Below are 23214 nucleotides of genomic sequence, written 5' to 3'. Positions count from 1 at the left end.
TTCGCCCGATTCGGGTACCCGGTGGCCATGACCGACGACCAAGAGATCATGCAGAAGATTTCCGCGAAACTCGACGCACTGCTCGGCAGCAAGACGAACGGCCTGCAGAACGAGGTGCCGCCGGGTGCAAGCATCCAATCGGACGAGGACGACGCCGAGCACGGTCCACTCGGCCGGGATTACCACTTGGCGAGCAAGTACGCCCAAGCGCTGGCCATCAACGAGCCTCAAGTGATCGACCGTGACGAGTTCGACCGCTTGGTCGCCGAATACGGCTGAGCCGACGCATTCGAGTGAGCCCCGACCCCTGCAGGGGTCGGGGCTCACTCGTCTCGGGCGCACCTGGCGAACGCGCGCGGCCGGTTCTACAGTCGATGGAGTGACCGAACGCAAGAAGCCAGGAGTCACGTTCGAGTCCTGGGTCGACAAACAGATCCGCGAGGCGCAGGACGCCGGCGCATTCGAAGGACTCGACGGCACCGGTAAACCCATCCCGATGGGCGATTCCGACGACGAACTGTGGTGGGTTCGCGGCTATCTGAGGCGAGAGAACCTGCCGGTCGATGCGCTCTTGCCCACGGCGTTGGCGTTGCGCAAAGAGATCGAGCGGCTGCCCTCGACGTTGATCGGTCTCCGGCGCGAGGAGTCCGTACGAGACGTGTTGGACGAGCTCAACGCTCGCATCGTCGACTGGATTCGCTTTCCTACCCCGCCGATCGTGCCGCTCGGCCCCGTGGATGTCGAGACGTGGGTGTCCCGGTGGCGTACCAATCGAGCCGAGGTCGACCGCCTGGAAAGACAGCACGACGCGGAGTCGGCTGTGACGTCGGGCCGGCCCTCGGCGGCGGACCACGACGGTGCATCGTGGTTCGCGCGCGTTCGCAGCAGGCTCAGCTGGTGGCGCTGAGTCCGATCGTCCTGGCGCAGTAGGCCAGAGCGTCCGCCGCAGTGGACACGAACGGAAGCGCAGCTGTGCCGTCGACGCGAACTCGAGAAGGCAACAGCCCGTCGGGGCACTTCGGTTCCTCGAGTGTCGTCCACCCGGTTGCGCGCCGACGCACGCCGCCGACCAGGGTGTCGGTCGCGTGCCGGACTCCGCTGCGCAGCGCAATGGGGGCGGTGTCGAGGTGCGTGCGAGCGAAGCGCAGTGCGGCGTCGACAGCGTCCACGGTCTGGGTGGCCGATGATCGACCGCGCAGCCCGGTGCTCAGGCCGTGGCCGGGGAGATCCAGTACCACCACGTCGACGCCTGCCCGTGCGATCTCGGCGGCCACGGGTGTCAGGTAGCGGGCATGCAGACCGGTATCGGCAACCAGCACCACCGACTGGTCGGTGGCCGTCGCCGATCGGTGTACTTCGATGTGTACTCGCCCGCCGGCGATGTCGAGCTGCCGGTGCACGACATCGAGGCCGGCGACGTCTGCGCGGGCGAGCGCGACCGCGTCGGAGGCCGGCCGCAACGCTGCCTCGCAGGCGAGGTCGCGTTCGAGGGCGTCCTGACTCCTCAGCAGCGACTTGCCCTGCAGCAGAATCATCACGGCGGCAGCCTCGTGGGAGGTGAGGGTGGGTGACCAACCGGTGGCGGCACCGAGCGCGGTCGAATCGACGATGGGCTCTCCGGGCGTGACCCACTGCCCGGAGAACGGCGTGAGGCCGAGGGCGAAGGCGATGTTCGCGATACGCGTCGCCGCTTTCTGTGGAACGTCGAACATCAACTGGCCCTGCATCGCAGCGAGTTCGCGCACGCCGACCCAGTCCACCGGACCCAGGTTGTACGGACCGACGAGGTCGGTCTTGGCCGCGCGGTGGAAGGCGTCGGCCATGTCGTCCTGGAACAAGAATTGGTACGAGGCCCGATCCGCTTCCGGGAACGCGCCGATCGGCCCGGTGAACTGGTCGATCCCGTCGTTGGCGAAGTCGGGCCCGACGATGTACGTGCACCGCAACATGGAGATGGTCATCTCACCGGGGTGCCTACGCAGCCACCACTCCGCGTAATGTTCCACCTCGGCTTTGTCGTAGAAGTAATAGCGATTGGGATCGCCTGCGGGATAACTGTTCTCGGTGAGCGGCTCCGGAGCTATGTCGGCACCGTACGCGTTGATGCTGGACGCGATCACCACTCTCCCCACGCCTGCTCGATATGCCGAATCGATGACGTTGCGTGACCCGCGCAGGTTGATGTCGTGGGTCTCGGTCTTGTCTTTGAGCTCCTCGACCACGAACGCCAAGTGCAGCACGACGTCGCACTCGGCGAGCGTCTCCTCGAGGTCGGGAGAGCGAATGTCCGAGCGGAGCGAGGTGAACTTCGGGTGCGTGATTCGGGCTGGGCGACGGGCTATCCCGACGACCGCGTCCACCTCGGGATCCTCGAACAGCCTCGGGAGAATCGCGGCCGCGAAGTCACTGGTGGCTCCGGTGACCGCGATACGCACGCCGCGGTGGCGCTCACTCATGAGGGCAGCTCCGCTACGGCCTCGATGATCTGTTCCGTGGCGGTCGACAGGTGTTCTTCGGTGTGCGTTGCCATCACGCACAGGCGAAGTATGGCACCGGATTTCGGCACGGCGGGATGCAAGGCAGCGCTGGTGAAGATGCCACGGTCGTAGAGGTTCTTCCACAGACTCATGGCCACGAGGTCGTCGCCGATGTGGAGTGAGACGATGGGGGCGGCCGTATCGCCGTGGGGTGTGGACGAGCGGCCTGCCACGTCGAGGCCGGCCGATTGTAGTCCGCCGCGCAGGATCTCGGCGTTGTCGAGTACGCGCCGAGCCCGATCCTTGCCCTCGTCGCTTCGGATCAGGCGGACGGAAGCCAATGCGGCACCCACCGCAGCAGGCACACCGGAGGTCGTGAACAGGAAGGCGCGGGCCTTGACCCGGAGGGTGTCGATCAAGTCGCTCGAGCCGGTCACGAACCCGCCGGTGGAACTGGGGCTCTTCGAGAGCGACGCCATCGTGACGTCGACGTCCTTGGTGATGCCGAACAGCTCTGCCGCTCCGGTGAGTTCGGGCCCGTAGACGCCGAGGCTGTGGGCTTCGTCGACCATCAGCGCTGCGTGATAGCGGATACACAGCTCGGAGACGACGTCGAGCGGTGCCAGGTCGCCCTCCATGGAGTACAGACCGTCGACGATGACCAGCACGGCTCCGTCGTCGACGACGGGTTGCTGGAGTTTGGCTTCGAGATCGGCCATGTCGTTGTGCTTGAACTTGACCACCGACGCGCCCGAGAGAGTGCTGCCGTCGCGGATCGATGCGTGGGCAGCCGAATCGACGATCACCGTGTCACCGGGGCCGACGATCGCACTGATCGTTCCGAGGTTCGTCTGGTAGCCCGTGGTGAAGACGAGTGCGTCGTCCGTTCCGTGCCACTGGGCGATCTCGTGCTCGAGTTCGAGGTGGAGGTCCAGAGTGCCGTTGAGCAAACGACTTCCGGTGACTGCGCTGCCGAATGTGTCGAGCGCGTGCTGGGCACCCTCGACAACCTTGGGATGGTCGGCAATGCCGAGGTAATTGTTGGATCCGAGCATGATCTTGTCCCGGCCCTCGACGCGAACGACCGGGGCAACGGCCGATTCCATCTTGCGGAAGTACGGGACCACATCGGCGTCTCGAACAGCGCGCAGCAAATCCACGCGCTCGTCTCCGCCGAGTCGTTTCATCAATCTGTTGACAACCATCGTGTACCAGAACTCCTCACAGAGTCGATTGTGGATTGTCGCGAATTCATGAGTTCATTCGGAGCGGGCGGCGCGGGCGATTGGTATTCGGCAGAAGAATATTCAGCGTTTCAAAAGATGCTCTTGCGACGGAAATCGGTTGGTAAATACGCACCGAAAAATAACTTCGGTTTCTTTCGAGGGATAAACTTTACGAGACCTTTAGTTTATCGCCGCAGGTGGCGGGGTATTGTCGGGGTCCAGCGCGAATTCACCTGCTCTCCCGCTGTCCATGCCGATATTCGACTGATTTGTCCAGGTCGACTGATGGTACAAATTGAACGACGCCGCAATCAATCAGTGGCACACAATCGATTAGTGACACAAGGAGATGAACAGTGACTGGATTAATGGTGCGCGAAAGAAAAACGCTCGAGAAGTACATGCCGGGTTTGTTGCACTATCTGGACACAACCCCACTGGACCGACTGGAGTCCCGCGATTCGGACGCGATCGACAAGTTTCGGGAATTCGGCGGTACCGGCTTGGTGGTCCCGGGCGAACTGGGTGGTCTCGGTGCTCCGGCCATCGACGCGGTTCGGGCGCAAAGGGCCATCGGGTCTCGCTCACCCTCTCTGGGCGCGGGAACCACGATGCACCATCTCTCACTCGCGTCCCTGACCGAATTCGCTCGTGGTGCCACCGACGACGACCGAGCATTGATCAAGGGATTGGTCGACCAGAAGGCGATCGTCGCTTCCGGGTTCTCCGAGGGCGTCACCGGCGGGAGTGTGTTCATTCCGACGATGACCGCCGTGAAGAAGGGCGACAACTACATCGTCAACGGAAGCAAGAAGCCGTGCAGTCTGGCACGTTCGATGGACTTGCTGACCTGCAGCGTCGAGATCGACTCTGGTGACCGCGCCGTCGCGCTGATTCCGGCCGGCCTTCCGGGTATGAGTGTGAAGCCGTTCTGGACCACCGACATTCTGGCCGGCGCGCAGAGCGAGGAAGTGTTACTCGAAGACGTCGAAGTACCGGCAAGCCTCGTCCTACCCAACAAGGACGACGATCCCGATGGCGTGCACGAGATGACCGGCTACCTCTGGTTCGGGATGCTGATCTCCGCCAACTACATCGGCGCCGCGACCTCTCTGCTCGAGCGGATGATCGAGCAGGACAAGGGTGACTACGAAGGCTACGTTCGAGCGGCGGCCGAACTCGAGGTGTCCATGGCGGCAATCGAGAACGTGGCCCGTGCCTTCGACGAAGGTGAACGCGGACAGGACATCTCGGTGAAGTTGCTGTTCAACCGCATCGCGATTCGTGACGCACTGGTGCGCAGCAGTTCGGCCGCCATCGAATCAGTGGGCGGGATCGGCTTCATCAAGTCACCCAAAATCGCTTACGTCGCAGCAGCATTGCACGCGTTCGCATTTCATCCGCCATCACGGCGGTCCATTTCGGAGACCCTGGCCCGTTTCCACGCAGGTGAAGATTTCGCGTTCGTCAAATAGCGACTAGCGCTGTTCGTCTTCCATCTCGTCGTTCAACTTGTCCTCGCCCCGGTTGCGGAAGAACTTGAATCCGGGGATGCCGATGACGGCGCGCCTGACGTCCTTCGTCACTCCGAGAAGCTCGTGGATCTCGGGGGAGACCGTATCGAGGGTCGCGAGGATGGGGAGTAGAGCTTCCATGTGGTCGAGGAGTCCGGGAAGCTGATCGACCATGGCGATCGCTGCGTCGACCTCGGCGTCGGACAGGTTGTCGACGAAGCGTCGCGCCATCGGCTCGGACTTCTTGGCGATGGGATCGAACATCTCGATCAGCTCCAACGCCGTATGCGAGGCGGCCGATGCCGACGCGACCACGGTGTCCGCGGCACCGGTCGTCCGTTGTACATGAGCAACCACGGCATCGGCCGAATCGATCACATGGTCGATTCGTGTCATCAATGTCTCTATACGGCTCAGCAGTGCTTCGATTCTGCCGGGCAGGGTAAGCGCGAAATCGGCCGTGGTGAACATCCAGCTCACACCGGCCCGCGCCACTGCGGCTCCTCGCCGAAGCACCGTTTCGGTACCGAGAGGGTCGGGGAGGACCACACCTGCCAACACGAGAGCCATAGGAGCGACAATGCCATACCGACGCAACGCCCCGACTGCCGTTAGCCTCGACGCATGAGAGTCCTCGTGACCGGTGCCAGCGGGTACATCGGATCTCGGCTGGTGGCGGCCCTGTTGGCAGACGACACGGACGTCGTCGTCGGGTCTCGGACTCCGAAGAACCTGCGCACTTTCGACTTCTACGATTCCGTGACCGCGGTGTCGCTCGACGTCACGGACGAACAATCCTGTGCCGCGGCCTTCGCAGAGTCGGGCGACATCGATGTCGCCTACTACCTCGTCCATGCGATCGGCGAAGCCGACTACCGTGCCCAGGACCGGACGTCCGCCGAGCAGTTCGCCGCGGCCGCCGCGCGAGCGGGAGTGCGTCGAATCGTGTACCTGGGCGGCTTCGTCCCCGACGACGCCCACCTGTCGGAGCACCTGGCCAGTCGCGCCGACGTCGGTGAGGCGCTGACGGTGGACGGCATCGACCTGGTGTGGTTGCGAGCGGCGATCGTCATGGGTGCCGGCTCCACGTCGTACGAGATGCTCCGCTATCTGGCGGACCGCCTGCCTGTGCTGCCGTTGCCGAGCTGGCTCGCCGAGCCCGTTCAACCGATAGCAGTCGACGACGTACTGCACTACCTGGTGGCGTCGGCCGATACCGACACCGTCCCAGCAGGTTCCTACGACATCGGCGGCCCGGACGTGGTCCCGTACCGCGACCTGGTGTTCGCCTACGTCGAAGCCGCCGGGCTGCAGCGCATCGGGATACCGGTACCGCTCGTTCCGACGTCACTCGCCGGCAAGGTGATCGGAAAGATCATTCCTGTGCCCGCCGGGCTCGCCGAGGATCTGGTCGGTTCACTGCACAACACGATGACCACGTCGGAGAGCCGGATTCGGGATCTCGTCCCCGATCCGCCCCGTGGTCTGACCACCATCGCAGACGCCATGGCCCGTAGCGTGCGAGGAACCGTGGGCGAGCCGCCCGGGGTCTGTGCACTGAAGGACCCGCTGCGACTGGCGAACACCGACGCAGCATGGAGCGGCGGAGATGCGCTCGGCGTCCGGCGGCACGGCGTGGCAGCGTCCTCGGACCGCACCTGGGGTCTGGTCGAGGCTCTGGGCGGCCGTCGACTGCTGGCATCGAAGCCCGTGGCAGCAGCAGTGCGTACCAACCTCGATGTGGCTGCGAGTGTGAACCGACGCGCGAAGTCGGTCGTGCGCCGACTGACCGATACCGAGGAGGCATGATGGCAACGTGGTCGACGACCGCGCTGAACGTGATGAAGTCCGCTCTGGTCGATCCTGTCGAGCGAGACCATCGGGAGTCCGACGCGGCGTTCAGGAAACGGCGCATCATCGTGCTGATCACACTGGTGATCGGGGCGACGGTGCTGTATTTCTCGCTCAAGGTGGAACCGGGTGACCCGTCGTTCTACGCATTGACGCTCGTGTTGGCCGCAGTGTGGATCATCGGTGGATGTCTGTCGGGGCCGCTGCACCTCGGACGGATCAAGGTGGGCGGGTCCATCCGGCGGCCGATCGTCACCCCCATCCTCATCGGTCTCGCCGTCGGTGGCGTGTTCATGCTCGGCGGCCTCGTCGTCCGTCAGATTCCGCCGCTCGCCGATTTCACCGAGAACGTGCTCGCACACGCCCGAGTGGGGTCGCTGGTACTGATCGTGTTCATCGCGTTGCTCAACGGTGTCGCCGAGGAGATCTTCTTCCGAGGAGCCTTGTACTCAGCCATCGGAGTCAAACATCCGGTGATCATCTCGACAGTCGTCTACACCATCGCCACCCTCGCGTCCGGCAACCCGATGCTCGGCTTCGCCGCCGTGCTGCTCGGTTACGTGATGGGGCTGCAACGTCGGGCATCGGGCGGAATTCTGGCACCGATCCTGACGCATGTCAGCTGGTCGGCGGTCATGGTTCTGGCCCTGCCCCCGCTGTTCGTGTGAGCAGAGGGTCATGTCTCGTGCGGGCAGAGGGGCATCGGCGGGGATCTGAGCTAGATTGCGCACGTGAGTGAAAACCTCGATCGCGTCGACCGCCTGATCGTCGACGAATTGATCTCGGACGGCCGCGCGACGTTGGCGACGTTGGCAGAGAAGGCGTCTCTGTCCGTGTCGGCTGTTCAGTCGCGAGTTCGACGCCTGGAGTCGCGACGAGTCATTCGCGGTTATACGGCGCAGGTCGATCCCGAAGCTCTGGGGCGTCCGTTGTCGGCGTTCGTCGCGATCACTCCGATCGATCCGGCTCGGCCGGACGACGCCCCCGCACGACTGAAGCATCTGACCGCCATCGAGTCGTGTCACTCGGTTGCCGGCGAGGAGAGCTACGTCCTGATGGTGCGCGTCGAGTCGCCGCGCGCCCTCGAACATCTACTGCAGGAAATTCGCGCCACGGCGCACGTGCAGACGCGCAGCACGATCATTCTGCAGACGTTCTACGATCGTTGACCGCTCGCCAGACGCGGTCCGAGGACATGGGCAAGTGGTGCAAGCGCACTCCCACCGCGTCACGGATCGCGTTGGCCAGTGCGGGGGCGACGGGGTTGTACGGTGACTCGCTCATCGACTTCGCGCCGAACGGGCCCAATCGGTCGTAGGTGTCCGCGAACAGCACCTGGGTTCGTGGAATGTCCGCGAACTGGGGGACGTGATAACTCCGAATGGAGTCGGTGGTGATCCGCCCCGCACCGTCGGTGCGCATCTCCTCGTACAGTGCGCTGCCGATGGCCTGCGCGACACCGCCTTCGACCTGGCCCCGGCACTGCTGCGGGTTCATCACGGTGCCTGCGTCGGCGCTCTGCACCGACTGGAGGATCGCGACCGTACCGGTCGCTTCGTCGACCGCCACCCGAAATGCCTGCACGTTGAACGCCAGTGATCGCGGGAGTCCGCCGCTGTTGCCGCTTGCCGTCAACGTGCCGCCCGCCGATGCCAGTACGTCGTCCAACGGGACGAAGCGATCTCCGCACCGCACCCCCTCGGGCCCCAACGTGCAGTTCGAAGGGCGGTGCCCGGTCGCGGTGGCAGCGACCTCGACGATGCGGGCCGACAACCCGCGCACCGCCGCGTAGAGCGCCTTGCCTGCGACGACGGTCCCCGCCGAGCCGAACGCACCGGTGTCGTAGGTGACCGAGTCGGTATCGGACTGCACGACGCGGATGCGGTCGACCGACGTGCACAGCTCGCTGGCCGCGATCTGGGTGTGGACGGTGGTGGTCCCGTTTCCGAACTCCGCTGTTCCGACGCGTATCTCGTAGCCGCCCTCGGGCAGCAGCGACGCGGTGGCCTCGGCGCGGTGGCCACGGGGCGGAATGGTGGCGATCATGGCCACCGCCATTCCTTCACCGATCTTCCAGCCGGGCGGCGCAGGCTCGCCGTTGCCTTGCCTGATGGCGTTCTCGGCGAGGTCGATGCACTGATCGAGACCGTAGCTGCCGAATTGCAGGTCGTCGCCTTCGCGGTGCGCGGCGACGATCTCGTCGCCGGGAACGATGACATTGCGGCGGCGGAACTCGAACGGGTCGATATCGAGCTCTCGGGCGAGATCGTCGAGGGCCGATTCGATCGCGAACATGACCTGCCCCAGTCCGTAGCCGCGGAAGGCACCCGATGGAATGTTGTTGGTGTACACGGTCTTCGCGTCGACCCGCTTGTTGGCGCACCGGTAGATCGCCACCGATTCGCCGCACCCGTGAAACATCACTCCGGCACTGTGATTGCCGTACGCCCCGGCGTCGGTCAGCACGTCGATCGACAGTGCGGTCAACACGCCGTCGGCGCTCGCGGCGGCGGTGACGTCGACGCGAAACGGGTGTCGGCACGGTGCGACCGTGAACTCGTCCGTGCGGGTGAACTCGAACTGCACCGGCCGACCGGTCCGCAGAACGGCCAGCGCGACGACGTCCTCGGTCAGTAGTTCCTGTTTGCCGCCGAAGCCGCCACCCACCCGTGCGGTGAACACGCGGACACGATCCCGGGGGAGGCCGAAGATCTCGCATATTTCGTCGCGCACCAGGTAGGGAACCTGGGTGCTGGTGCGCAGATGAAGCCGGCCGTCGGCGTCCAGCCAACCGATGGTGCCATGAGTTTCCAAGTGCACGTGCTGAATTCGCTGAGTCGTCCATCGCCCGGTGACCACCGCTGCTGCATCACGTACCGCGGCGTCGACGTATCCGGTGCTGCCGTACAGTTCGGCCACCAGGTTTCGGGACGGGTCGGCGATCCGCGCCGATGTGTCCTTGTCGCCGTGGATCTTCGGTGCGTCCGGGGCGAGTGCCGACTCGGGGTCGAACACGGCGGGTAGCACCTCGTACTCGACGATGAGGGCGCGGCAGCCCGCCTGTGCGGCGGCGATCGACTCCGCGACCACGATCGCCACACGTTGGCCGATGAACCGGACGACGGTGTCGAGTACCCGGGTGTCGTCGGGGTCGTCGACGCGGCTGTCGTGTCTGGCCGTGGAAAATGACACCGCCGGGCTGTCTTTCGAGGTGAGCACCAGCTGCACGCCCGGAACCTGCTCCGCGGCCGTGGTATCGATGGAGACGATCCGCGCGTGGGCATGCGGACTGCCGAGAACGCTGGCGTGCAGCAGCCCGGGCGGGGAGTGATCGAGCGTGTACGGCTCGGTTCCGGTGACTATCCGTGTGCTTGCGGGGGCTTCGAGCGAACGCCCGCATGCCGGACCGTCGGCCACCTCCTCGGTGTTGACCACCCCGCACACGGCATCGGAAATGGCGCGATACCCGGTGCAGCGACACAGGTTTCCCTTCAGTCTTGCCGGCAGCTCGTCCCTGTCGTCCGCGGTCAGGGTCGACGCGGTCACGACCATCCCGGCCGTACAGAACCCGCATTGGAATCCGGCGGCCTCGACGAACCGGCGCTGCATCGGGTGCAGATCCTGCGGGGTGCCGAGCCCGGCCACGGTGGTGACGGACCTGTCGGCGGCACGGTAGGCGGGAAATATGCACGAGTGCATCGGTTCTCCGTCGACGAGGACCGTGCATGCGCCGCAGTCACCGGCGTCGCAGCCCTTCTTGACCTCGAAACGGTCGTGTTCGCGGAGCAAAGTGCGCAGACATTGACCCGGTCGCGCGGCAACCTCGGTCGGTACGCCGTTGATGTCGACGATCATGACAGCTCCTCGCGAATGGACTGCGCCGCAGCGCAACTGATGTGTCGACGCCAATCCGGCGCACCATGGGGATCGTCGTACCAGTGCTGCGGGCCGATAGTGTCGGCAAGGGCGTCGTCGAGCTCGTGCGCCGTCGGCACGGCCGAAAGCCGAAGCACGAACGGACGAACGGTCGACGCGGTGACGGTCAACACGAATGTGCCGTCGGGGTCGACGCGGCCGATCACCACTGCCGCCGATCGGCCGAGAGGTGAGAGCGACAGCGTGCGCATCGCCGTTCTCGACTCGAGGGCGTGCCGCGGAACGTCGATGCTGCGCAGCACATCCCCGGGTCGGAGCACCGTGGTCTGGGGGCCGACGACCAGCTGGTCGATCGGCAGACGGTAGTCGTGCTCGGGGCCGTGTGCCGACCACACCTCTGCGACGCCGTCCAGGGCGGCAGTCAACGAAATCATGGCTCCGGCAGGCAGGGCGAGCGCTACGTTTCCGCCGACTGTGGCGGTCTTCCAGATCTTGAACGAGGCCAGCAGGGCGGCTGCACACCGAGGGAACAAGGTGGTTGCGGGGAAGGCGGACTCGAATCGAGCCAGAGTCTCGATCGTGCACGTCGCTGCGATCCCGAGTCCGTTCTCGTCGACGATCAACGGCTCCCATCCCAGGGCCGTGATGTCGATCAGGGTGGTCAGGTGGTCCTGTTTCTCCGAGAACAGCCACGTGCCGCCCGCAACTACCGCGGCGTCCGCGCTGCCCGGCGGCAGATCCGCACGCGAGCGGGGAAGCAGAACACGATCGACAGTGCCGAGATCCATGGCTTCGTTCACCTCATTCTCGCCGGCCCGGATTCACCGCCCGGTGCGCCTTCTCGAACTGTAGTGACTTTCTGTTACCGATCTCGGTGCTCACGCGATACGCCCGAAACTCGGCGGAAACAACCCGCGCTTATCTTTGCCTCCGGCACGGCCGAACACACGAGGCGGGAGGTTCAGCGATGTACGTCGGAGACCTACTCGATGCCTCGCACCTGGGCATCCGATTGCTCACCTCCGATCGCGACGCCCTCGGACGTACCCTGCGGTGGACGTTCACCACCGACCTACCCGACCCGTCCCGATACATCGCGGGCGGCGAGTTGGTCATCACCGGACTCGTATGGCGGCGCACGCCCGACGACAGCGAAGTGTTCATTCGATCGGTGGCCGAATCCGGTGCGACGGCATTGGCCGCGGGGGGAGGGGTTGCTCGGACACATTCCGCTCGATCTCGTCGACGCATGCGCGCGACACGGTCTGCCGCTCCTCGCTGTTCCCGACACGGTGTCGTTCGGTGAGGTCACCGAATTTCTCGTCGGCCGGGTCACCGGTGATCGAATTGCCTCGCTGAACAATTCGCTCGTGCGCCAACGCCAGTTGCTCACCGCGGTCGCCGACGGCAGAGCCCTCGACGAACTAACACTGCACATCTCCAGAGAAACGGGAATGGCGTGCCTGATCTACACCGCCACCGGGCGTCGGTTGGTCACCGAGGCATCTGCTTTGTCCGACGCCGATGTCGACACCTTGACGCACGCGGCACTCTCATCCGAAACACTTCCTACGACAACCGTTCTCGCTGATGGCTCGACCTACAGTGTCTTCGGCGTCGGGCCATCGCTCGTACAGCGCACCACGCGATGGTTCCTGGCTGTGGCCGGAGACATGGATTCGTTCTCTCCCGACGTCTCCGAGGCGTTCGGGCAACTCGCAGCCATCGCCGCGCTCGATCGTGCCCGGCGTGAAGAAGGACGGCTGGTGCGGCGTGAGATCGCAGAACAGGCGGTGGCGTTGATCGAACACGACAGCACCGGATTCGAGGCACTGACGAGGCTGCGCCAGGCAGGAGTCGACCCCGACAGGCCGCTCGTCGTCGTCAGAGTTGCCCACAGCGGTCGCGTCGACCTGCGAGAGATGCTCCGATCCGTCGTCGGTGACACCCTGACCTCGTTCGGCGGTGGGTGTGTCGGATGCAGCGCACACGGCGACATCGTCGCAGTCGTCAATACCGACGACACACTGTTCGCGCAGACCATCCGCATTCGGCTGTCCCGGTTGCGCTCTGGAATCGGACCCAGCCGAATACATGTGGGCGTGAGCGCCGTGGCCACCGGGCTGACCATCGACGGCGCACTGAGGTCGGCTCGGCACGCTCTCGAACTCAGCAGGCAGGGATCCGCGGCGGTGACGGTCACCGCAGGCACCAAGCCGACCTCGGCAGTATCGATGATGTCGGCGCTTCCCGACGACGTACGAAAATCGTTCGTCGAGCACGTCCTCGCGCCGCTGCTCGAGCACGACCGACGCACCGACGCCGACCTGACCGACACGCTGCGGGAGTTTCTGGCCAACGGAGGGTCCTGGCATCGAACCGCAGAGTCGATGCACGTCCATCTCAACACCGTCCGATATCGCATCAAACGCGTGGAGGAACTGCTGGGGCGAGATCTCGGCTCCACTGCGGACAGACTGGATGTCTACCTCGCCCTGCAATCCATGCCTCGGGCGTCGGCCCACGGCGCTGCATAATGGGGAAATGACTGCAGGCTTCACCGGAATCCCCTTCACCGCCCTGGACTTCTACGAAGACCTCGAAGCCGACAACAGCAAACTCTGGTGGAACGAACACAAGGACGTCTACGACAGTGCCGTCAAGGCACCGATGACCGCGTTGCTGGCGTACCTGGAACCCGAATTCGGTAGCGCCAAACTGTTTCGGCCGTACCGGGACGTTCGATTCTCGAAAGACAAGACCCCGTACAAGAGTCACCAGGGCGGGTTCGTCGCACGGGGCGACAGCCTCGGCTACTACGTCCAGATCGATCCCGCCGGATTGTTCGTCGCAGGCGGCTTCTACAACAGCTCCCCGGACTCGATCGCGCGTTTCCGCAAGACCGTCGACGACGACGTACGCGGAGCCGAACTCGAGGCGCTACTGGCCACGCTGACGAAATCCGGGTTCGAGATCGGCGGCGACACGCTCAAGACCAAGCCGCGGGGCTACGAGGTCGACCATCCGCGCATCGATCTGCTGCGGCACAAGACGTTGACTGCCGGCAAACATTTCGGCTCACCCGCGTGGCTCGAAAGCCCCAAGGCAGCAACGAAAGTACGCGACGCCTGGCGTGCTCTGAGCCCCCTGGTGGAATGGTCCGCGGCACTGCACACGTGAGCACAATGTGTTACCCGACGACGGAGTATGTGCGCCAAGCACTTCCGGCGTCCGGAGCGTCCTCTCGTTCGACCGTTGCCTGAATCAGACCGTAGGGCCGATCGTCGGCGTTGAACACCTCCAGGTTGTTCTCGATGCCGAACTTGCCCAAGTCGTAGACGAAGTGGTGCTTGTTGGGGGCCGACATCGAGATCTCGGCAATGAACGGATACTTCTCCAGTGCCGCCTCGCCCATGGCGTACAGGGTCTGCTGAAGAGCCAGCGACTGCAGGTTGGCGAATCGCTCGATCATCGCGGCCTTGACGCCCGCGTACACCGCATCCCACTCGACATCGGTTGTGGTGTAGCGCCACTGCGCTGTCAGCGACGTCGCCATCACTCGGTCGGTCGTGGGCTCGAGAATCGTCAGATCGTCCTCGAGGAAGCCGTGGAACTCCGAACCCGTCGACTTGAGAATCACCATCTCCTTGAAACCGCTGACGACCCAGGTTCGCTGCGCCTCGCCCTTACCCTCGACCGTGACGGCCGAGGTGCGAATTTCCTCGCCCTTGCGGGTCCACGTGTGGTCGTGCTCGACGCCGTCGACGACCGCACGCGCCCAGGCGTACTCCTCGAGTTCGATACGGGCACCGTCGACGGGCTCGACGTCGTCGACGTAGTGACGCGCGAGGTCGAGCCCGTAGCTCTCCAGGTGGAGCAGACCCTTGGTCTTGGCATACGCGTACGCGGTCTGCTTCTGGGTGTCGGTGGGCAGAACGGCGGACTGATCGCCGGCCAGGTGTGCGGCAGAGAAATCGCCACGCAGCGCACTCGATACGTTGATGTCGTGGATCTCGTGCCGCGGAGAATCTCGATAGATCCGCACCACCCGGTTCTCGGCTTTGCCGTACTGATTCGCTCCCAGAACGATCTTTCCGGTCAGGTCGGTCATGTCAGCTCCCGCGATAGGTCGAATATGCGAAGGGGGACAACAACAACGGCACGTGATAGTGGGCGTCGGGGTCGATGACGGTGAAGGAGACGGACACCTCGGGGTAGAAGCTCGGGGTCGAGGTCGCCTCGAAATACGATTCCGTGTCGAACGAGAGCCGGTACACGCCCGGTTCGACAGGTCCGGGAATCACCTCACCGATGCGGCCGTCTCCGTCGGTGGTGGCTGTCGATATCTCGCCCTGTTCGGAATGGAACAGCCGCACGCGCATGCCGACCGCCGGTGTGCCGGCCGTGGCGTCGAGCACGTGCGTGGACAGCCCGGTCACTGCGTCGGTCCCAGCACGCGGCCGAGGCGAATTCGGTTGATCTTGGCCAGTTCCACGCGGAGCACCCGTCTTTCGGTTTCGGCATCGTTGTCGAGCCTCTCCTCGAGGATAGCGAGCAACTCCTCGGCCGACCTGCCGGTCGCGCACACCAGATACACGTGCCCGAACTTGTCCTCGTACGCGCGGTTTCCCGCCGCCAACTTCTCGCGTACTTCGGTGCCCGCAGTGGTCACTGCGGCCTGCTCACGCTTCGACGACGGGTTGTCCGCAGTGCCCCCGATCCGGGGATGGCCGTCGAGTGCATGATCTATCTCGGCCTCCGGCAGCTCGGCAAGTACCCGATCTGCTCTGTCCAACAAAGAGTCTCGGCTGGCGAACGGTCTACCCTGGGCGACTCGACGGGCCCAGATCGAGGACGCGCAGCACTCGAACAGTGCATGCATCGCCTGTCGATCGGAGAGCTTGTTGAACCCGTCGAGTCCTATCCATTCGTGCAGCACATCTCGCTCGCTATCTGAAGTCGTTGATCCGGCCGAACCGCGCGGCCGCTATGGGGTTGGCGTCCGCAACCAGATCGTCGAACCGATAGTTCGCGATCTTGGCGATTTCGATCATCGCGAAAGATCGCTCCGCCGACGGCGCATTCTCCACCCGCGACCATCCGTTGGCCAGAACTCGATCGTACCGTTCGGTCTCTCGGGCGCAGATCACCAACGGGAATCCGAAGTGTCGCCGATACTCGGCGGCGAGCTGAACGATGTTCTCGTGTTCGTCCTCCTCGAGGTTGGACAATCCGACGTGATCGGCAGCGTTGAGGGTGCCCATCGCATCCTCGCTGCCGAGGTCGGGGTAGCTGTTGATCAGCTCGATCTGTTCCTCGGTGGTACCGGCCAACAGTGCTTCCTGGAATGCCTCACGTAGACCGTGGGCGTCGGCGAACGGGCGCTGCTGATACGCACGCTCGACGACCCACGGGGTGCCCTGCACCAGACCGCCGAACGTGGCGGCGAACTCCTCGGCCGACATCTCGTTGACCCGGTCGAGGGTGATACCTGCACCCGGACCGCCGGCCACGGCCTGACCACGATTTCCGATGTGGAAGAACAGGATGTTGAGGACGATGGCAGAGACGGCGCCCAGGACGATTCCGCTGCCGAACAGCATCTCGAGCCAATCCGGTACGCCCTGCGAAACGGTGGGTTGGATGGTGACGAGCATCGCCAGTCCGAGACTGGTGGCGACGATGATCAAGTTGCGATGGTCGGTGAAGTCCACCTTCGACAGAGTCTGGATTCCGACGACGGCGACCGTCGCGAACAGGGCCAGTGCGGCACCGCCCAGTACCGGTGGCGGGATGGAGGCGACGACGGCCGCCGTCTTCGGCAGCAGACCGAGCAGAATCATGATGCCGCCCGCGCTGGCGACCACCCACCGACTACGCACACCGGTCAGTCGGACCAGGCCGACGTTCTCCGAGAATGCCGTGTACGGGAACGAGTTGAACGTGCCGCCGATGACGGTGGCGACTCCATCGGCCCGCAGCGTGGCAGCGATGTCGTCCTTCTTGATGCGCTTGCCGACGATCTCACCCGTCGCATAGACACTGCCGGTGGTTTCGACCGCGATGATGAGCATGACGACGATCATCGAAATGATGGCGACGACACTGAATTTGGGCACACCGAACAGGAAGGGCTGGGTGAATCCGACCCACGATGCTTCCGCGGTGCCGTCGAAGTTCATGTCGCCCAACACGAATGCGACGGCACTGCCGATGACCAGACCGAGCAAGACGGCGATGGTGGCCATGAAGCCCTTGAAGAACCGTTGGATCAGCACGATGATCAGCAGCGTGCCGATCGCGTACGCCATCCATCGACCGTTGGTCGGATCCTGTTCGTGTGTCGCAGGATTGGTCACCGCATCGTTGACCGCTACCGGCAGCAACGCGACGCCGATGATCGTGATGACGGTTCCGGTCACCACCGGTGGGAAGAAGCGCAGCAGCCTACTGAAGTACGGTGCCATGAAGAACGTGACCAGACCGGCGACGATGACGGCACCGTAGACGTACAGCAACCCCTCGGTGCCGCCGCCGTTGGCCAGTGCGATCGCGATCACCGGCGACACACCGGCGAATGTGACGCCCTGCAGAAGTGGGAGCCGGACACCGATCTTCCAGAACCCGACCGACTGAATGATCGACGCGATACCGCAGGTGAACAGGTCCGCGTTGATGAGATGGATCAGCTGTTCGTTGGTCAGCCCGATTGCGCTGCCGATCATGATCGGTACGAGAACGGCACCGGCGTAGAACGCGACCACGTGTTGAAACCCGTACGCGGCCAATTTGGGAACAGGAAGCACTTCGTCGACGGGATGGACGCGCTTGCGTGTGATGGGCTTGACGGACATCGGTGGGCACCTCGCGGACGCAACAGGGTGGATTCCTGCGACGCTGCAGGAGAAGTGCACCAAGAATCGGTCATTGCGACCGCTGCCGCCAGTCGAGCGAGCACAAAGTTTCCGCCGCGCTCGAGGCGCGTGTTGTGCGATCATCCAAGACCTGGCAGGACGACAGAAGGAGTGACGATGTCCGACGCTGTCGCGGGAGTGGTCCTGGCTGCAGGTGCCGGAACGCGATACGGATCGCCCAAAGTGCTCGCTCACGACGGGTTGTGGCTTCGCACGGCTGTGCAGGCACTGACCGATGGTGGTTGTGACCAGGTGATCGTTGTACTGGGCGCGGCCGACGTCACTGTGCCCGATGGCGCCACCGCAGTACACGCTCCCCACTGGGAGCAGGGAATGAGCGCATCCTTCACCGCCGGGCTCGAAGCAGCATCGGATGCGGCGTACGCAGTGCTGCACGTGGTCGACACCCCGGATGTCGGGTCCGACGTGGTGCGGGCAGTCCTCGACGCCGCGCACGAGACCGGTCTCGCCCGCGCCGTGTTCGATGGCCGTCCGGGTCACCCGGTCGTTCTGGCGCGTCGACACCTCGAGGAGGCCGCGGCATCGGCGTCGGGAGACTCGGGGGCGCGGGAGTTCTTGCGGGGGAGGGACGACGTGATCGCCGTCGAATGTTCGCAATGGGCAACGGGAATCGACCACGACTACCGGTGAGCGGACGCCTCTCGTCCACTCGGGACTGGACTCTACGAAGGCGCTGTGTCCGGTGCACGGTGAGCGGACACCCAGTCTGCATGTGCGACCGAGCCCGCCTCCCCATCGACTACGAGGACCGGAGCCAGTAGAAGCGTCCCCGCGGGGACGCTCGGTCAAAGGACCTCGGCGGCAATGGCGTCGATCATGCCGTCGAACTGATGACCACCGGTCGGGAACTCGACCACCGTCGCCGACGGGAGCGCCTTCGAGTTCAGCGCCAGATGAGAAATGGGAACCACGTCGTCGTCTCGGCAGTGGACGAGCATCAGGTCGGTCTCGGGCTCTCGGTCGGTGAACGCGTAGTCGGCGATGTCCCACCCACGCGGAGTCCAGTCCGGCATCGCCAACAGAATGGCCCGCGCGGGCCATTCCCGGCGATGTTCTGTCAAGACCCTGACGAGGATCGATGCGCCGAAGGAATGCGCAATCACCGCATCGTCGGGTCCGAGCCGGTCCAGGTGCTGCCTAACCGGTTCGGCCCAGTCCTCGAAACCCATGGCGGTGTCGGACAGCTCCGGCATCCGAAGTTCGAGACGCAGAGCTCCAGCCAACCCGTGCGCCAGCTCCGCGTCGTCGACGAATCCGCCGGCACCGTGAACGAACAGAAGTCGACCGACCATGCGGGGTTCCTCTCCTCGGCAATGCTGTCACTGAAAAAGACCGGTGCTCGCCCGTGAATTCACCGGTCGACACACCATCCTGTCGTGCGCGTTTTGCGTACCCCGGGGTTCGCAAAACGCGCACAAAGGGTTGACGCACCACAGTGCCTCGTGGAACCATCTGGCGCAGCGTCGCGTGTCTATGACGGACTGCGTCAGGCATGGAGGCGTCGTACTGCCCAGGAGGCAGCGCATGTCCGTTTCGTTCGATCACACCATCATTGCTGCGAAGAACAGTTCTGCGTCGGCGGCGTTCTTTCGCGAACTGTTCGACCTGCCGGAGGCACCCTCGTGGGGCCCGTTCGTCAACGTACAACTCACCGACGGGACGTTGATTCAGTTCGCCGAACCACCGATGGATGACATTCAATTCCAGCACTACGCATTCAGAGTCACCGACGACCTCTTCGACGCCGCCTACACACGGCTCGTCGGTATGGGCGTCGAACACTGGGCCGATCCACGGATGACTCGGCCCGGGGTAATCAACACCGATCATGGCGGTCGAGGGGTGTACTTTCGCGACCCCACCGGCCACTTCTTCGAGATGCTGACGCGCTCGTACCTGGCCGAACCGGGCGAGTCTGTACCGTGACGGTTGTGGACGAACAGCAGCACGTTTCGATGACGAGGGCGGCATACGACACCGTCGCAGAAAGCTACGCGGACCTGGTTCGCGACGAGCTGGACGGCAAGCATCTGGAAAAGGCGCTGCTGGCCACATTCGCCGAGCGTGTCGACGCTGGGGTCGTAGTCGACGTGGGATGCGGATCGGGGCGCATCGCGGGCCATCTACGATGCCTGGGTCTGGCCATGACCGGAATCGATCTGTCGCCCAGCATGATCGACGTTGCGCGTCGTGAATTTCCGGACGTGCGTTTCGTCGTCGGCGCGATGCAGTCGCTCGACATGGGCTACTGCACCGTCTCGGGAATCGTCGCCTGGTATTCGATCATCCACACCCCGCCGGCCCAGCTGCCGCAGGTGTTCGCCGAACTGCATCGGGTGCTGCGTCCGGATGGACTGCTGCTGTTGGCATTTCAATCCGGGGACGAGCGGGTGCGACTGGAACAGGTGTACGGACACTCCGTCTCGTACGACGCGTATCGACTCGACCCGGACGCGGTCGCGGGCATGCTCGTCGAGGCGAACTTCGAGGTGGACGTCCGCGTGCATCGAGCTCCGATGGGATACGAGTCGACATCGCAGGCATTTCTGATGGCGCGCAAGCGAACATCGTGACATCTCGAGACCGGTAGGATCTGCCCGATGTGCGCACCCCGTCCACGCGTTCTGTTCGTGACCGACTTGGCGTATCTGTCTAAGGGCCGACGCTACTGCGACGAAGACATCTTCTTGTCTTCGCAGCTCCGTGAGTGGGTCGACATCGCGCTGTGTCACCCGCTCGATGCGCTGGCACTGATGGATGGCTTCGATGCTGTCGTCGTCCGGAACTCCGGACCTGTGCTGGGATACCAGGACGCGTTCGACGCGTTTGCTCGCCATGCGCGCGAGAACGGCACGAAGGTTTTCACCCAGCTGACCGGCAAAGGCGACCAGAGAGGCAAGCAGTACCTGGTCGATCTTTTCGCAGATGGTTTTCCGGTCATACCTACCGTCGACGATCCGCGGGGCGTCTCGCGCTTACCCGAGGTGAATACCTATGTGGTGAAACCGAAATGGGGTGCCGACTCGATCGGCATGCGTCAGATCGGACGCGCCGAACTGTCGGAAGTCGAGCCGGGCAGATTGATTCAGCCGCGGATCGATTTTGTCTACGAAGTGTCGTTCTACTTCATCGGCCGCACAGTGCAATACGCCCTGTACGCTCCGGACCCCGGCCGACGTTGGGAGTTGGAGCCGTACTCGAGTACTGCTCAGGACGAAGAGTTCGCGCAACGTTTCGTCGACTGGAACGACATCGACCACGGAATCACGCGGGTGGACGCATGCCGCACCGTCGACGGAACGCTGCTGTTGGTCGAGCTCGAAGACCTGAACCCGTACCTCTCACTGGATCGGCTGCCCGAAACGGCGCGTCGACACTTCGTGAAGAACATGGCGGACGCGATCGTAGCGCTCTGTGCCCAACCGTAGCGGGCGAAAAAAGTCGTGATTCTCGGACCGAACGACGCGGTATCGCGTCGCCCCTCGCGAATCGTGGTGGCAGGGACATCCGGTTCCGGTAAGACCACGTTGTCGGCTCGTCTCGGATCGATTCTGGGAATCGAACACATCGAGATCGACAGCCTATATCACGGGCCTGACTGGACGCCCCGTGTCACGTTCGAGCAGGACGTGGACGAGTTCATCGCCCGCCCGGCCTGGGTCACCGAGTGGCAGTACAGCGTTGTGCGGGATCGACTCGCCGATCGGGCCGACCTCTGCCTGTGGCTCGATCTGCCTCGTCGAACGGTGATGCGGCAGATCGTCTTCCGCACGCTCCGTCGTCGGGTCGGTCGAACAGTGCTGTGGAACGGCAACATCGAGCCAAAACTGCATCACATATTTTTCGATCGCGAGCACGTCGTCCGGTGGGCCTGGAACACACATCGTCTGACTGCCGAGCGAGTACGGCGACTGAACATGCGCCGACCGGACCTGACGATCGTGCGATTCCGATCGCACGCTGAAGTGAACAGGTGGCTGGCCGATCGACTGGTTCCGGCGGCGAGATTCTGAACTGCGTCTGTCAGCAGTTGAGTCGGTCGGCAAGGGACTCGATCGAGTCTGCGCTGTAGGTCCACTCGGCTTCGGGAGCAAGGTCGAACGTCTGCGTCGGGCCGTGTTCCAGCGGGCGGGCGACGAATGCGGTGGCGAAGCCACACTCGGCTGCGGCGGCGAGGTCGCTGTTGTGTGCGGCAACCATCATGCACTCGTCGGGACGCAGCCCGAGGACGTCTGCGGTACGTAGGTAGGCGTCGGGCATGGGCTTGTACGCCTGCACCGGTTCCGCGCCCAGGATGGCGTCCCAGGGAAGGCCGGCATTCTTGGCCATGTCCAGCAGCAGCGAGATGTTGCCGTTCGAGAGCGGTGCTACGACGAACTCGGTGCGCAGCCGCGTGAGCCCGGGAACGGAATCGGGCCACGGCTCCAGTCGATGCCACGCGAAATTGAGTGCGGTCGTGGCGTCCGCATCCAGGTCGATCTCGAACTCGGAGAGCACCGTTCGCAGGGACTCCAGGTGCAGTACGTCCAACCGAGTGAAAGGTCGTTCACCGGACCGCACCTGTTCCATGGCCGGTTGATAGAGGCTCCGCCACCGATCGGCAAACCGATAGCTGTCGACTCCCGGACCGCAGATTTCGGAGACCTCGCGGGCAATGCTCGTGCGCCAATCGACGACGGTGCCGAAGACGTCGAACAGCAGCGCTTTCAACGCTTCTTCTTCTTTTTCTTCTTGTCCGCCGGATGTCCTACCGCAGACAGGATGGCTCCGGCCAGCGGAATGAGAAGGAAGAAAAGCCACTTTTGGTCGAAATCGGTGAGAAAGAACAGAGCAAGTGATCCGAAGATGACGATCGGCATCACTACTGCAGCCCAATCGATTCCGCGGTCCTTCACGGCCGGTGCGTCGGCGTCGGATCGTGCGAGCGACGCAGTACCGGACGCGGTGGGGAGGTCGACGAATACCGATTCGAGCTGTCCACGCGTCGTCGCGGAAGCGATTGTGGCACTGCGCTCGTCGAATTCGGGAACCGTCAGGCGGCCCTCGCTGAAGTGCTGACCCAGCACATCGAGGGCCTTCTCCCGATCAGCGGTACCGATACGTATTTCCGGAAGCTCGGACATTGCTACAGGGTAGCGCTATCCGCGCCGCCGTTCGATGCCGAAAGTCGCCCGGGGGTCGATCCGTTCGGCATCGAACGTCGGTGTCACTTGATTTCTGCGAGGACGGTGCCTTGGGTGATGGCGTCGCCTGCGGTGACGCTCAGGCCGGTGATGGTGCCTGCTTTGTGGGCGGTGACGGGGTTTTCCATTTTCATCGCTTCCAGGACAGCGAC

General features: G+C 64.0%; 28 protein-coding genes. 15 read left to right on the top strand and 13 right to left on the bottom strand.

Annotated elements, in window-relative coordinates; translation table 11 throughout:
• The first annotated feature begins 27 nt into the window (after positions 1–27).
• Complete coding sequence (locus tag J1M81_RS23600) at positions 28–279, top strand: hypothetical protein (RefSeq protein ID WP_027496446.1); 252 nt, start codon at positions 28–30, stop codon at positions 277–279.
• Between the two features lie 100 nt (positions 280–379).
• Positions 380–907 carry a DUF1992 domain-containing protein gene (locus tag J1M81_RS23595; RefSeq protein ID WP_094642961.1) on the top strand — a complete coding sequence of 176 codons (528 nt, stop codon included), beginning with the start codon at positions 380–382 and terminating at the stop codon, positions 905–907.
• On the opposite strand, the gene J1M81_RS23590 is transcribed toward J1M81_RS23595, so the two are convergent.
• Together J1M81_RS23590 and J1M81_RS23585 are read right to left on the bottom strand one after the other, a co-directional pair.
• Positions 891–2456: an NAD-dependent epimerase/dehydratase family protein gene (locus J1M81_RS23590; RefSeq protein ID WP_206498957.1), complete on the bottom strand. Its 1566-nt coding sequence runs from the start codon at positions 2454–2456 to the stop codon at positions 891–893. The two genes, J1M81_RS23595 and J1M81_RS23590, sit on opposite strands and share 17 nt — an antisense overlap.
• Positions 2453–3682, bottom strand: coding sequence for an aminotransferase class I/II-fold pyridoxal phosphate-dependent enzyme (locus tag J1M81_RS23585; protein ID WP_027496449.1), 1230 nt, complete (start codon positions 3680–3682; stop codon positions 2453–2455). The genes J1M81_RS23590 and J1M81_RS23585 overlap by 4 nt, the downstream gene beginning before the upstream one ends.
• 48 nt (positions 3683–3730) lie before the next feature.
• Here J1M81_RS23585 and J1M81_RS23580 point away from each other — a divergent pair, with 48 nt between their 5' ends.
• Both J1M81_RS23580 and J1M81_RS23575 read left to right on the top strand, forming a co-directional pair.
• Positions 3731–4063, top strand: a complete 333-nt coding sequence (locus J1M81_RS23580) for a hypothetical protein (protein ID WP_206498956.1) — start codon at positions 3731–3733, stop codon at positions 4061–4063.
• Complete coding sequence (locus J1M81_RS23575; RefSeq protein WP_206498955.1) at positions 4060–5178, top strand: acyl-CoA dehydrogenase family protein; 1119 nt, start codon at positions 4060–4062, stop codon at positions 5176–5178. Before J1M81_RS23580 ends, J1M81_RS23575 begins: the two co-directional genes overlap by 4 nt.
• 3 nt (positions 5179–5181) lie before the next feature.
• On the opposite strand, the gene J1M81_RS23570 is transcribed toward J1M81_RS23575, so the two are convergent.
• Positions 5182–5787 carry a hypothetical protein gene (locus J1M81_RS23570; protein WP_032383951.1) on the bottom strand — a complete coding sequence of 202 codons (606 nt, stop codon included), beginning with the start codon at positions 5785–5787 and terminating at the stop codon, positions 5182–5184.
• 54 nt (positions 5788–5841) lie between these two features.
• Here J1M81_RS23570 and J1M81_RS23565 point away from each other — a divergent pair, with 54 nt between their 5' ends.
• The 3 genes from J1M81_RS23565 (at position 5842) to J1M81_RS23555 (ending at position 8237) form a co-directional block, all read left to right on the top strand.
• The gene (locus J1M81_RS23565; protein ID WP_027496452.1) at positions 5842–7026 is read left to right on the top strand and encodes an NAD(P)H-binding protein; all 1185 of its coding nucleotides are present in this window, start codon (positions 5842–5844) and stop codon (positions 7024–7026) included.
• The gene (locus J1M81_RS23560) at positions 7026–7736 is read left to right on the top strand and encodes a CPBP family intramembrane glutamic endopeptidase (protein WP_032383950.1); all 711 of its coding nucleotides are present in this window, start codon (positions 7026–7028) and stop codon (positions 7734–7736) included. The genes J1M81_RS23565 and J1M81_RS23560 overlap by 1 nt, the downstream gene beginning before the upstream one ends.
• Before the next feature lie 63 nt (positions 7737–7799).
• On the top strand, positions 7800–8237 hold the full coding sequence (locus tag J1M81_RS23555) for an Lrp/AsnC family transcriptional regulator (RefSeq protein WP_027496454.1): 438 nt from the start codon (positions 7800–7802) through the stop codon (positions 8235–8237).
• On the opposite strand, the gene J1M81_RS23550 is transcribed toward J1M81_RS23555, so the two are convergent.
• Both J1M81_RS23550 and J1M81_RS23545 read right to left on the bottom strand, forming a co-directional pair.
• Complete coding sequence (locus J1M81_RS23550) at positions 8209–10923, bottom strand: molybdopterin cofactor-binding domain-containing protein (RefSeq protein ID WP_206498954.1); 2715 nt, start codon at positions 10921–10923, stop codon at positions 8209–8211. The genes J1M81_RS23555 and J1M81_RS23550 overlap by 29 nt on opposite strands.
• Positions 10920–11732, bottom strand: a complete 813-nt coding sequence (locus J1M81_RS23545; RefSeq protein WP_206498953.1) for an FAD binding domain-containing protein — start codon at positions 11730–11732, stop codon at positions 10920–10922. The genes J1M81_RS23550 and J1M81_RS23545 overlap by 4 nt, the downstream gene beginning before the upstream one ends.
• Positions 11733–11911: 179 nt before the next feature.
• On the opposite strand from J1M81_RS23545, the gene J1M81_RS26555 reads away from it, so the two are divergent.
• From J1M81_RS26555 to J1M81_RS23535, 3 genes are read left to right on the top strand one after another with little or no spacing between them, the layout of a single operon-like run.
• Positions 11912–12250 carry a PucR family transcriptional regulator ligand-binding domain-containing protein gene (locus J1M81_RS26555; protein WP_241258418.1) on the top strand — a complete coding sequence of 113 codons (339 nt, stop codon included), beginning with the start codon at positions 11912–11914 and terminating at the stop codon, positions 12248–12250.
• On the top strand, positions 12159–13481 hold the full coding sequence (locus J1M81_RS23540; RefSeq protein WP_241258417.1) for a helix-turn-helix domain-containing protein: 1323 nt from the start codon (positions 12159–12161) through the stop codon (positions 13479–13481). Before J1M81_RS26555 ends, J1M81_RS23540 begins: the two co-directional genes overlap by 92 nt.
• A gap of 7 nt (positions 13482–13488) precedes the next feature.
• Positions 13489–14124, top strand: a complete 636-nt coding sequence (locus tag J1M81_RS23535; RefSeq protein WP_032372722.1) for a DUF2461 domain-containing protein — start codon at positions 13489–13491, stop codon at positions 14122–14124.
• Positions 14125–14134: 10 nt separating this feature from the next.
• On the opposite strand, the gene pucL is transcribed toward J1M81_RS23535, so the two are convergent.
• The 4 genes from pucL to uraD (J1M81_RS23515) are packed head-to-tail and all read right to left on the bottom strand — an operon-like array spanning position 14135 to position 17798.
• On the bottom strand, positions 14135–15055 hold the full coding sequence (pucL, locus tag J1M81_RS23530; RefSeq protein WP_032408087.1) for a factor-independent urate hydroxylase: 921 nt from the start codon (positions 15053–15055) through the stop codon (positions 14135–14137).
• 1 nt (position 15056) lies between these two features.
• The gene (uraH, locus tag J1M81_RS23525; protein ID WP_032372721.1) at positions 15057–15383 is read right to left on the bottom strand and encodes a hydroxyisourate hydrolase; all 327 of its coding nucleotides are present in this window, start codon (positions 15381–15383) and stop codon (positions 15057–15059) included.
• Positions 15380–15883: a 2-oxo-4-hydroxy-4-carboxy-5-ureidoimidazoline decarboxylase gene (uraD, locus tag J1M81_RS23520; RefSeq protein ID WP_027496461.1), complete on the bottom strand. Its 504-nt coding sequence runs from the start codon at positions 15881–15883 to the stop codon at positions 15380–15382. Before uraD (J1M81_RS23520) ends, uraH begins: the two co-directional genes overlap by 4 nt.
• Before the next feature lie 10 nt (positions 15884–15893).
• Positions 15894–17798 carry a 2-oxo-4-hydroxy-4-carboxy-5-ureidoimidazoline decarboxylase gene (gene uraD, locus J1M81_RS23515; RefSeq protein WP_206498952.1) on the bottom strand — a complete coding sequence of 635 codons (1905 nt, stop codon included), beginning with the start codon at positions 17796–17798 and terminating at the stop codon, positions 15894–15896.
• Positions 17799–17975: 177 nt separating this feature from the next.
• Between uraD (J1M81_RS23515) and J1M81_RS23510 the strand changes: the two genes are divergently transcribed.
• Positions 17976–18509, top strand: coding sequence for an NTP transferase domain-containing protein (locus J1M81_RS23510; RefSeq protein WP_206498951.1), 534 nt, complete (start codon positions 17976–17978; stop codon positions 18507–18509).
• A gap of 155 nt (positions 18510–18664) precedes the next feature.
• Here the strand turns inward: J1M81_RS23510 and J1M81_RS23505 are convergent, their stop codons facing one another.
• Entirely contained in the window at positions 18665–19171 is a 507-nt protein-coding gene (locus tag J1M81_RS23505) for an alpha/beta hydrolase (RefSeq protein ID WP_032370682.1), read from the bottom strand.
• A gap of 232 nt (positions 19172–19403) precedes the next feature.
• On the opposite strand from J1M81_RS23505, the gene J1M81_RS23500 reads away from it, so the two are divergent.
• Genes J1M81_RS23500 through J1M81_RS23485 form a run of 4 tightly spaced genes read left to right on the top strand, consistent with a single transcriptional unit; the run spans position 19404 to position 21892 of the window.
• On the top strand, positions 19404–19805 hold the full coding sequence (locus J1M81_RS23500; RefSeq protein WP_057474284.1) for a VOC family protein: 402 nt from the start codon (positions 19404–19406) through the stop codon (positions 19803–19805).
• 5 nt (positions 19806–19810) lie between these two features.
• Positions 19811–20452, top strand: a complete 642-nt coding sequence (locus J1M81_RS23495) for a class I SAM-dependent methyltransferase (RefSeq protein ID WP_308051308.1) — start codon at positions 19811–19813, stop codon at positions 20450–20452.
• A gap of 27 nt (positions 20453–20479) precedes the next feature.
• Positions 20480–21307 carry a hypothetical protein gene (locus tag J1M81_RS23490; RefSeq protein WP_094695383.1) on the top strand — a complete coding sequence of 276 codons (828 nt, stop codon included), beginning with the start codon at positions 20480–20482 and terminating at the stop codon, positions 21305–21307.
• Between the two features lie 15 nt (positions 21308–21322).
• The gene (locus J1M81_RS23485) at positions 21323–21892 is read left to right on the top strand and encodes an AAA family ATPase (RefSeq protein WP_371831970.1); all 570 of its coding nucleotides are present in this window, start codon (positions 21323–21325) and stop codon (positions 21890–21892) included.
• Positions 21893–21902: 10 nt separating this feature from the next.
• Here J1M81_RS23485 and J1M81_RS23480 read toward each other — a convergent pair whose 3' ends face one another.
• The 3 genes from J1M81_RS23480 to J1M81_RS23470 all read right to left on the bottom strand — a co-directional run.
• Positions 21903–22589, bottom strand: coding sequence for a haloacid dehalogenase type II (locus J1M81_RS23480; RefSeq protein ID WP_094695384.1), 687 nt, complete (start codon positions 22587–22589; stop codon positions 21903–21905).
• On the bottom strand, positions 22586–23002 hold the full coding sequence (locus J1M81_RS23475; protein ID WP_032390035.1) for a DUF1707 domain-containing protein: 417 nt from the start codon (positions 23000–23002) through the stop codon (positions 22586–22588). Before J1M81_RS23475 ends, J1M81_RS23480 begins: the two co-directional genes overlap by 4 nt.
• An 83-nt stretch (positions 23003–23085) precedes the next feature.
• Positions 23086–23214 (bottom strand): biotin/lipoyl-containing protein (locus tag J1M81_RS23470; protein WP_167329282.1); only part of this gene is annotated, 129 nt, incomplete at its 5' end.

Source organism: Rhodococcus sp. KRD175 (assembly GCF_017168275.1).
Classification (GTDB): Bacteria; Actinomycetota; Actinomycetes; order Mycobacteriales; family Mycobacteriaceae; genus Rhodococcoides; species Rhodococcoides fascians.
Note: the sequence above shows the minus strand (reverse complement) of the source record. Positions and strands in the feature narration are given on the sequence as shown.

Excerpts from the sequence above, each read along its gene's own strand:
- J1M81_RS23490 (WP_094695383.1), top strand. The coding sequence starts at position 20,480 with ATGTGCGCACCCCGTCCACGCGTTCTGTTCGTGACCGACTTGGCGTAT.
- J1M81_RS23535 (WP_032372722.1), top strand. The coding sequence starts at position 13,489 with ATGACTGCAGGCTTCACCGGAATCCCCTTCACCGCCCTGGACTTCTAC.
- J1M81_RS23560 (WP_032383950.1), top strand. The coding sequence starts at position 7,026 with ATGGCAACGTGGTCGACGACCGCGCTGAACGTGATGAAGTCCGCTCTG.
- J1M81_RS23570 (WP_032383951.1), bottom strand. The coding sequence starts at position 5,787 with ATGGCTCTCGTGTTGGCAGGTGTGGTCCTCCCCGACCCTCTCGGTACC.
- J1M81_RS23590 (WP_206498957.1), bottom strand. The coding sequence starts at position 2,456 with ATGAGTGAGCGCCACCGCGGCGTGCGTATCGCGGTCACCGGAGCCACC.
- J1M81_RS23565 (WP_027496452.1), top strand. The coding sequence starts at position 5,842 with ATGAGAGTCCTCGTGACCGGTGCCAGCGGGTACATCGGATCTCGGCTG.
- J1M81_RS23475 (WP_032390035.1), bottom strand. The coding sequence starts at position 23,002 with ATGTCCGAGCTTCCGGAAATACGTATCGGTACCGCTGATCGGGAGAAG.
- J1M81_RS23545 (WP_206498953.1), bottom strand. The coding sequence starts at position 11,732 with ATGGATCTCGGCACTGTCGATCGTGTTCTGCTTCCCCGCTCGCGTGCG.
- J1M81_RS26555 (WP_241258418.1), top strand. The coding sequence starts at position 11,912 with ATGTACGTCGGAGACCTACTCGATGCCTCGCACCTGGGCATCCGATTG.
- J1M81_RS23500 (WP_057474284.1), top strand. The coding sequence starts at position 19,404 with ATGTCCGTTTCGTTCGATCACACCATCATTGCTGCGAAGAACAGTTCT.
- J1M81_RS23600 (WP_027496446.1), top strand. The coding sequence starts at position 28 with ATGACCGACGACCAAGAGATCATGCAGAAGATTTCCGCGAAACTCGAC.
- pucL (WP_032408087.1), bottom strand. The coding sequence starts at position 15,055 with ATGACCGACCTGACCGGAAAGATCGTTCTGGGAGCGAATCAGTACGGC.
- J1M81_RS23585 (WP_027496449.1), bottom strand. The coding sequence starts at position 3,682 with ATGGTTGTCAACAGATTGATGAAACGACTCGGCGGAGACGAGCGCGTG.
- J1M81_RS23580 (WP_206498956.1), top strand. The coding sequence starts at position 3,731 with ATGAGTTCATTCGGAGCGGGCGGCGCGGGCGATTGGTATTCGGCAGAA.
- J1M81_RS23510 (WP_206498951.1), top strand. The coding sequence starts at position 17,976 with ATGTCCGACGCTGTCGCGGGAGTGGTCCTGGCTGCAGGTGCCGGAACG.
- J1M81_RS23505 (WP_032370682.1), bottom strand. The coding sequence starts at position 19,171 with ATGGTCGGTCGACTTCTGTTCGTTCACGGTGCCGGCGGATTCGTCGAC.
- J1M81_RS23550 (WP_206498954.1), bottom strand. The coding sequence starts at position 10,923 with ATGATCGTCGACATCAACGGCGTACCGACCGAGGTTGCCGCGCGACCG.
- uraD (WP_206498952.1), bottom strand. The coding sequence starts at position 17,798 with ATGTCCGTCAAGCCCATCACACGCAAGCGCGTCCATCCCGTCGACGAA.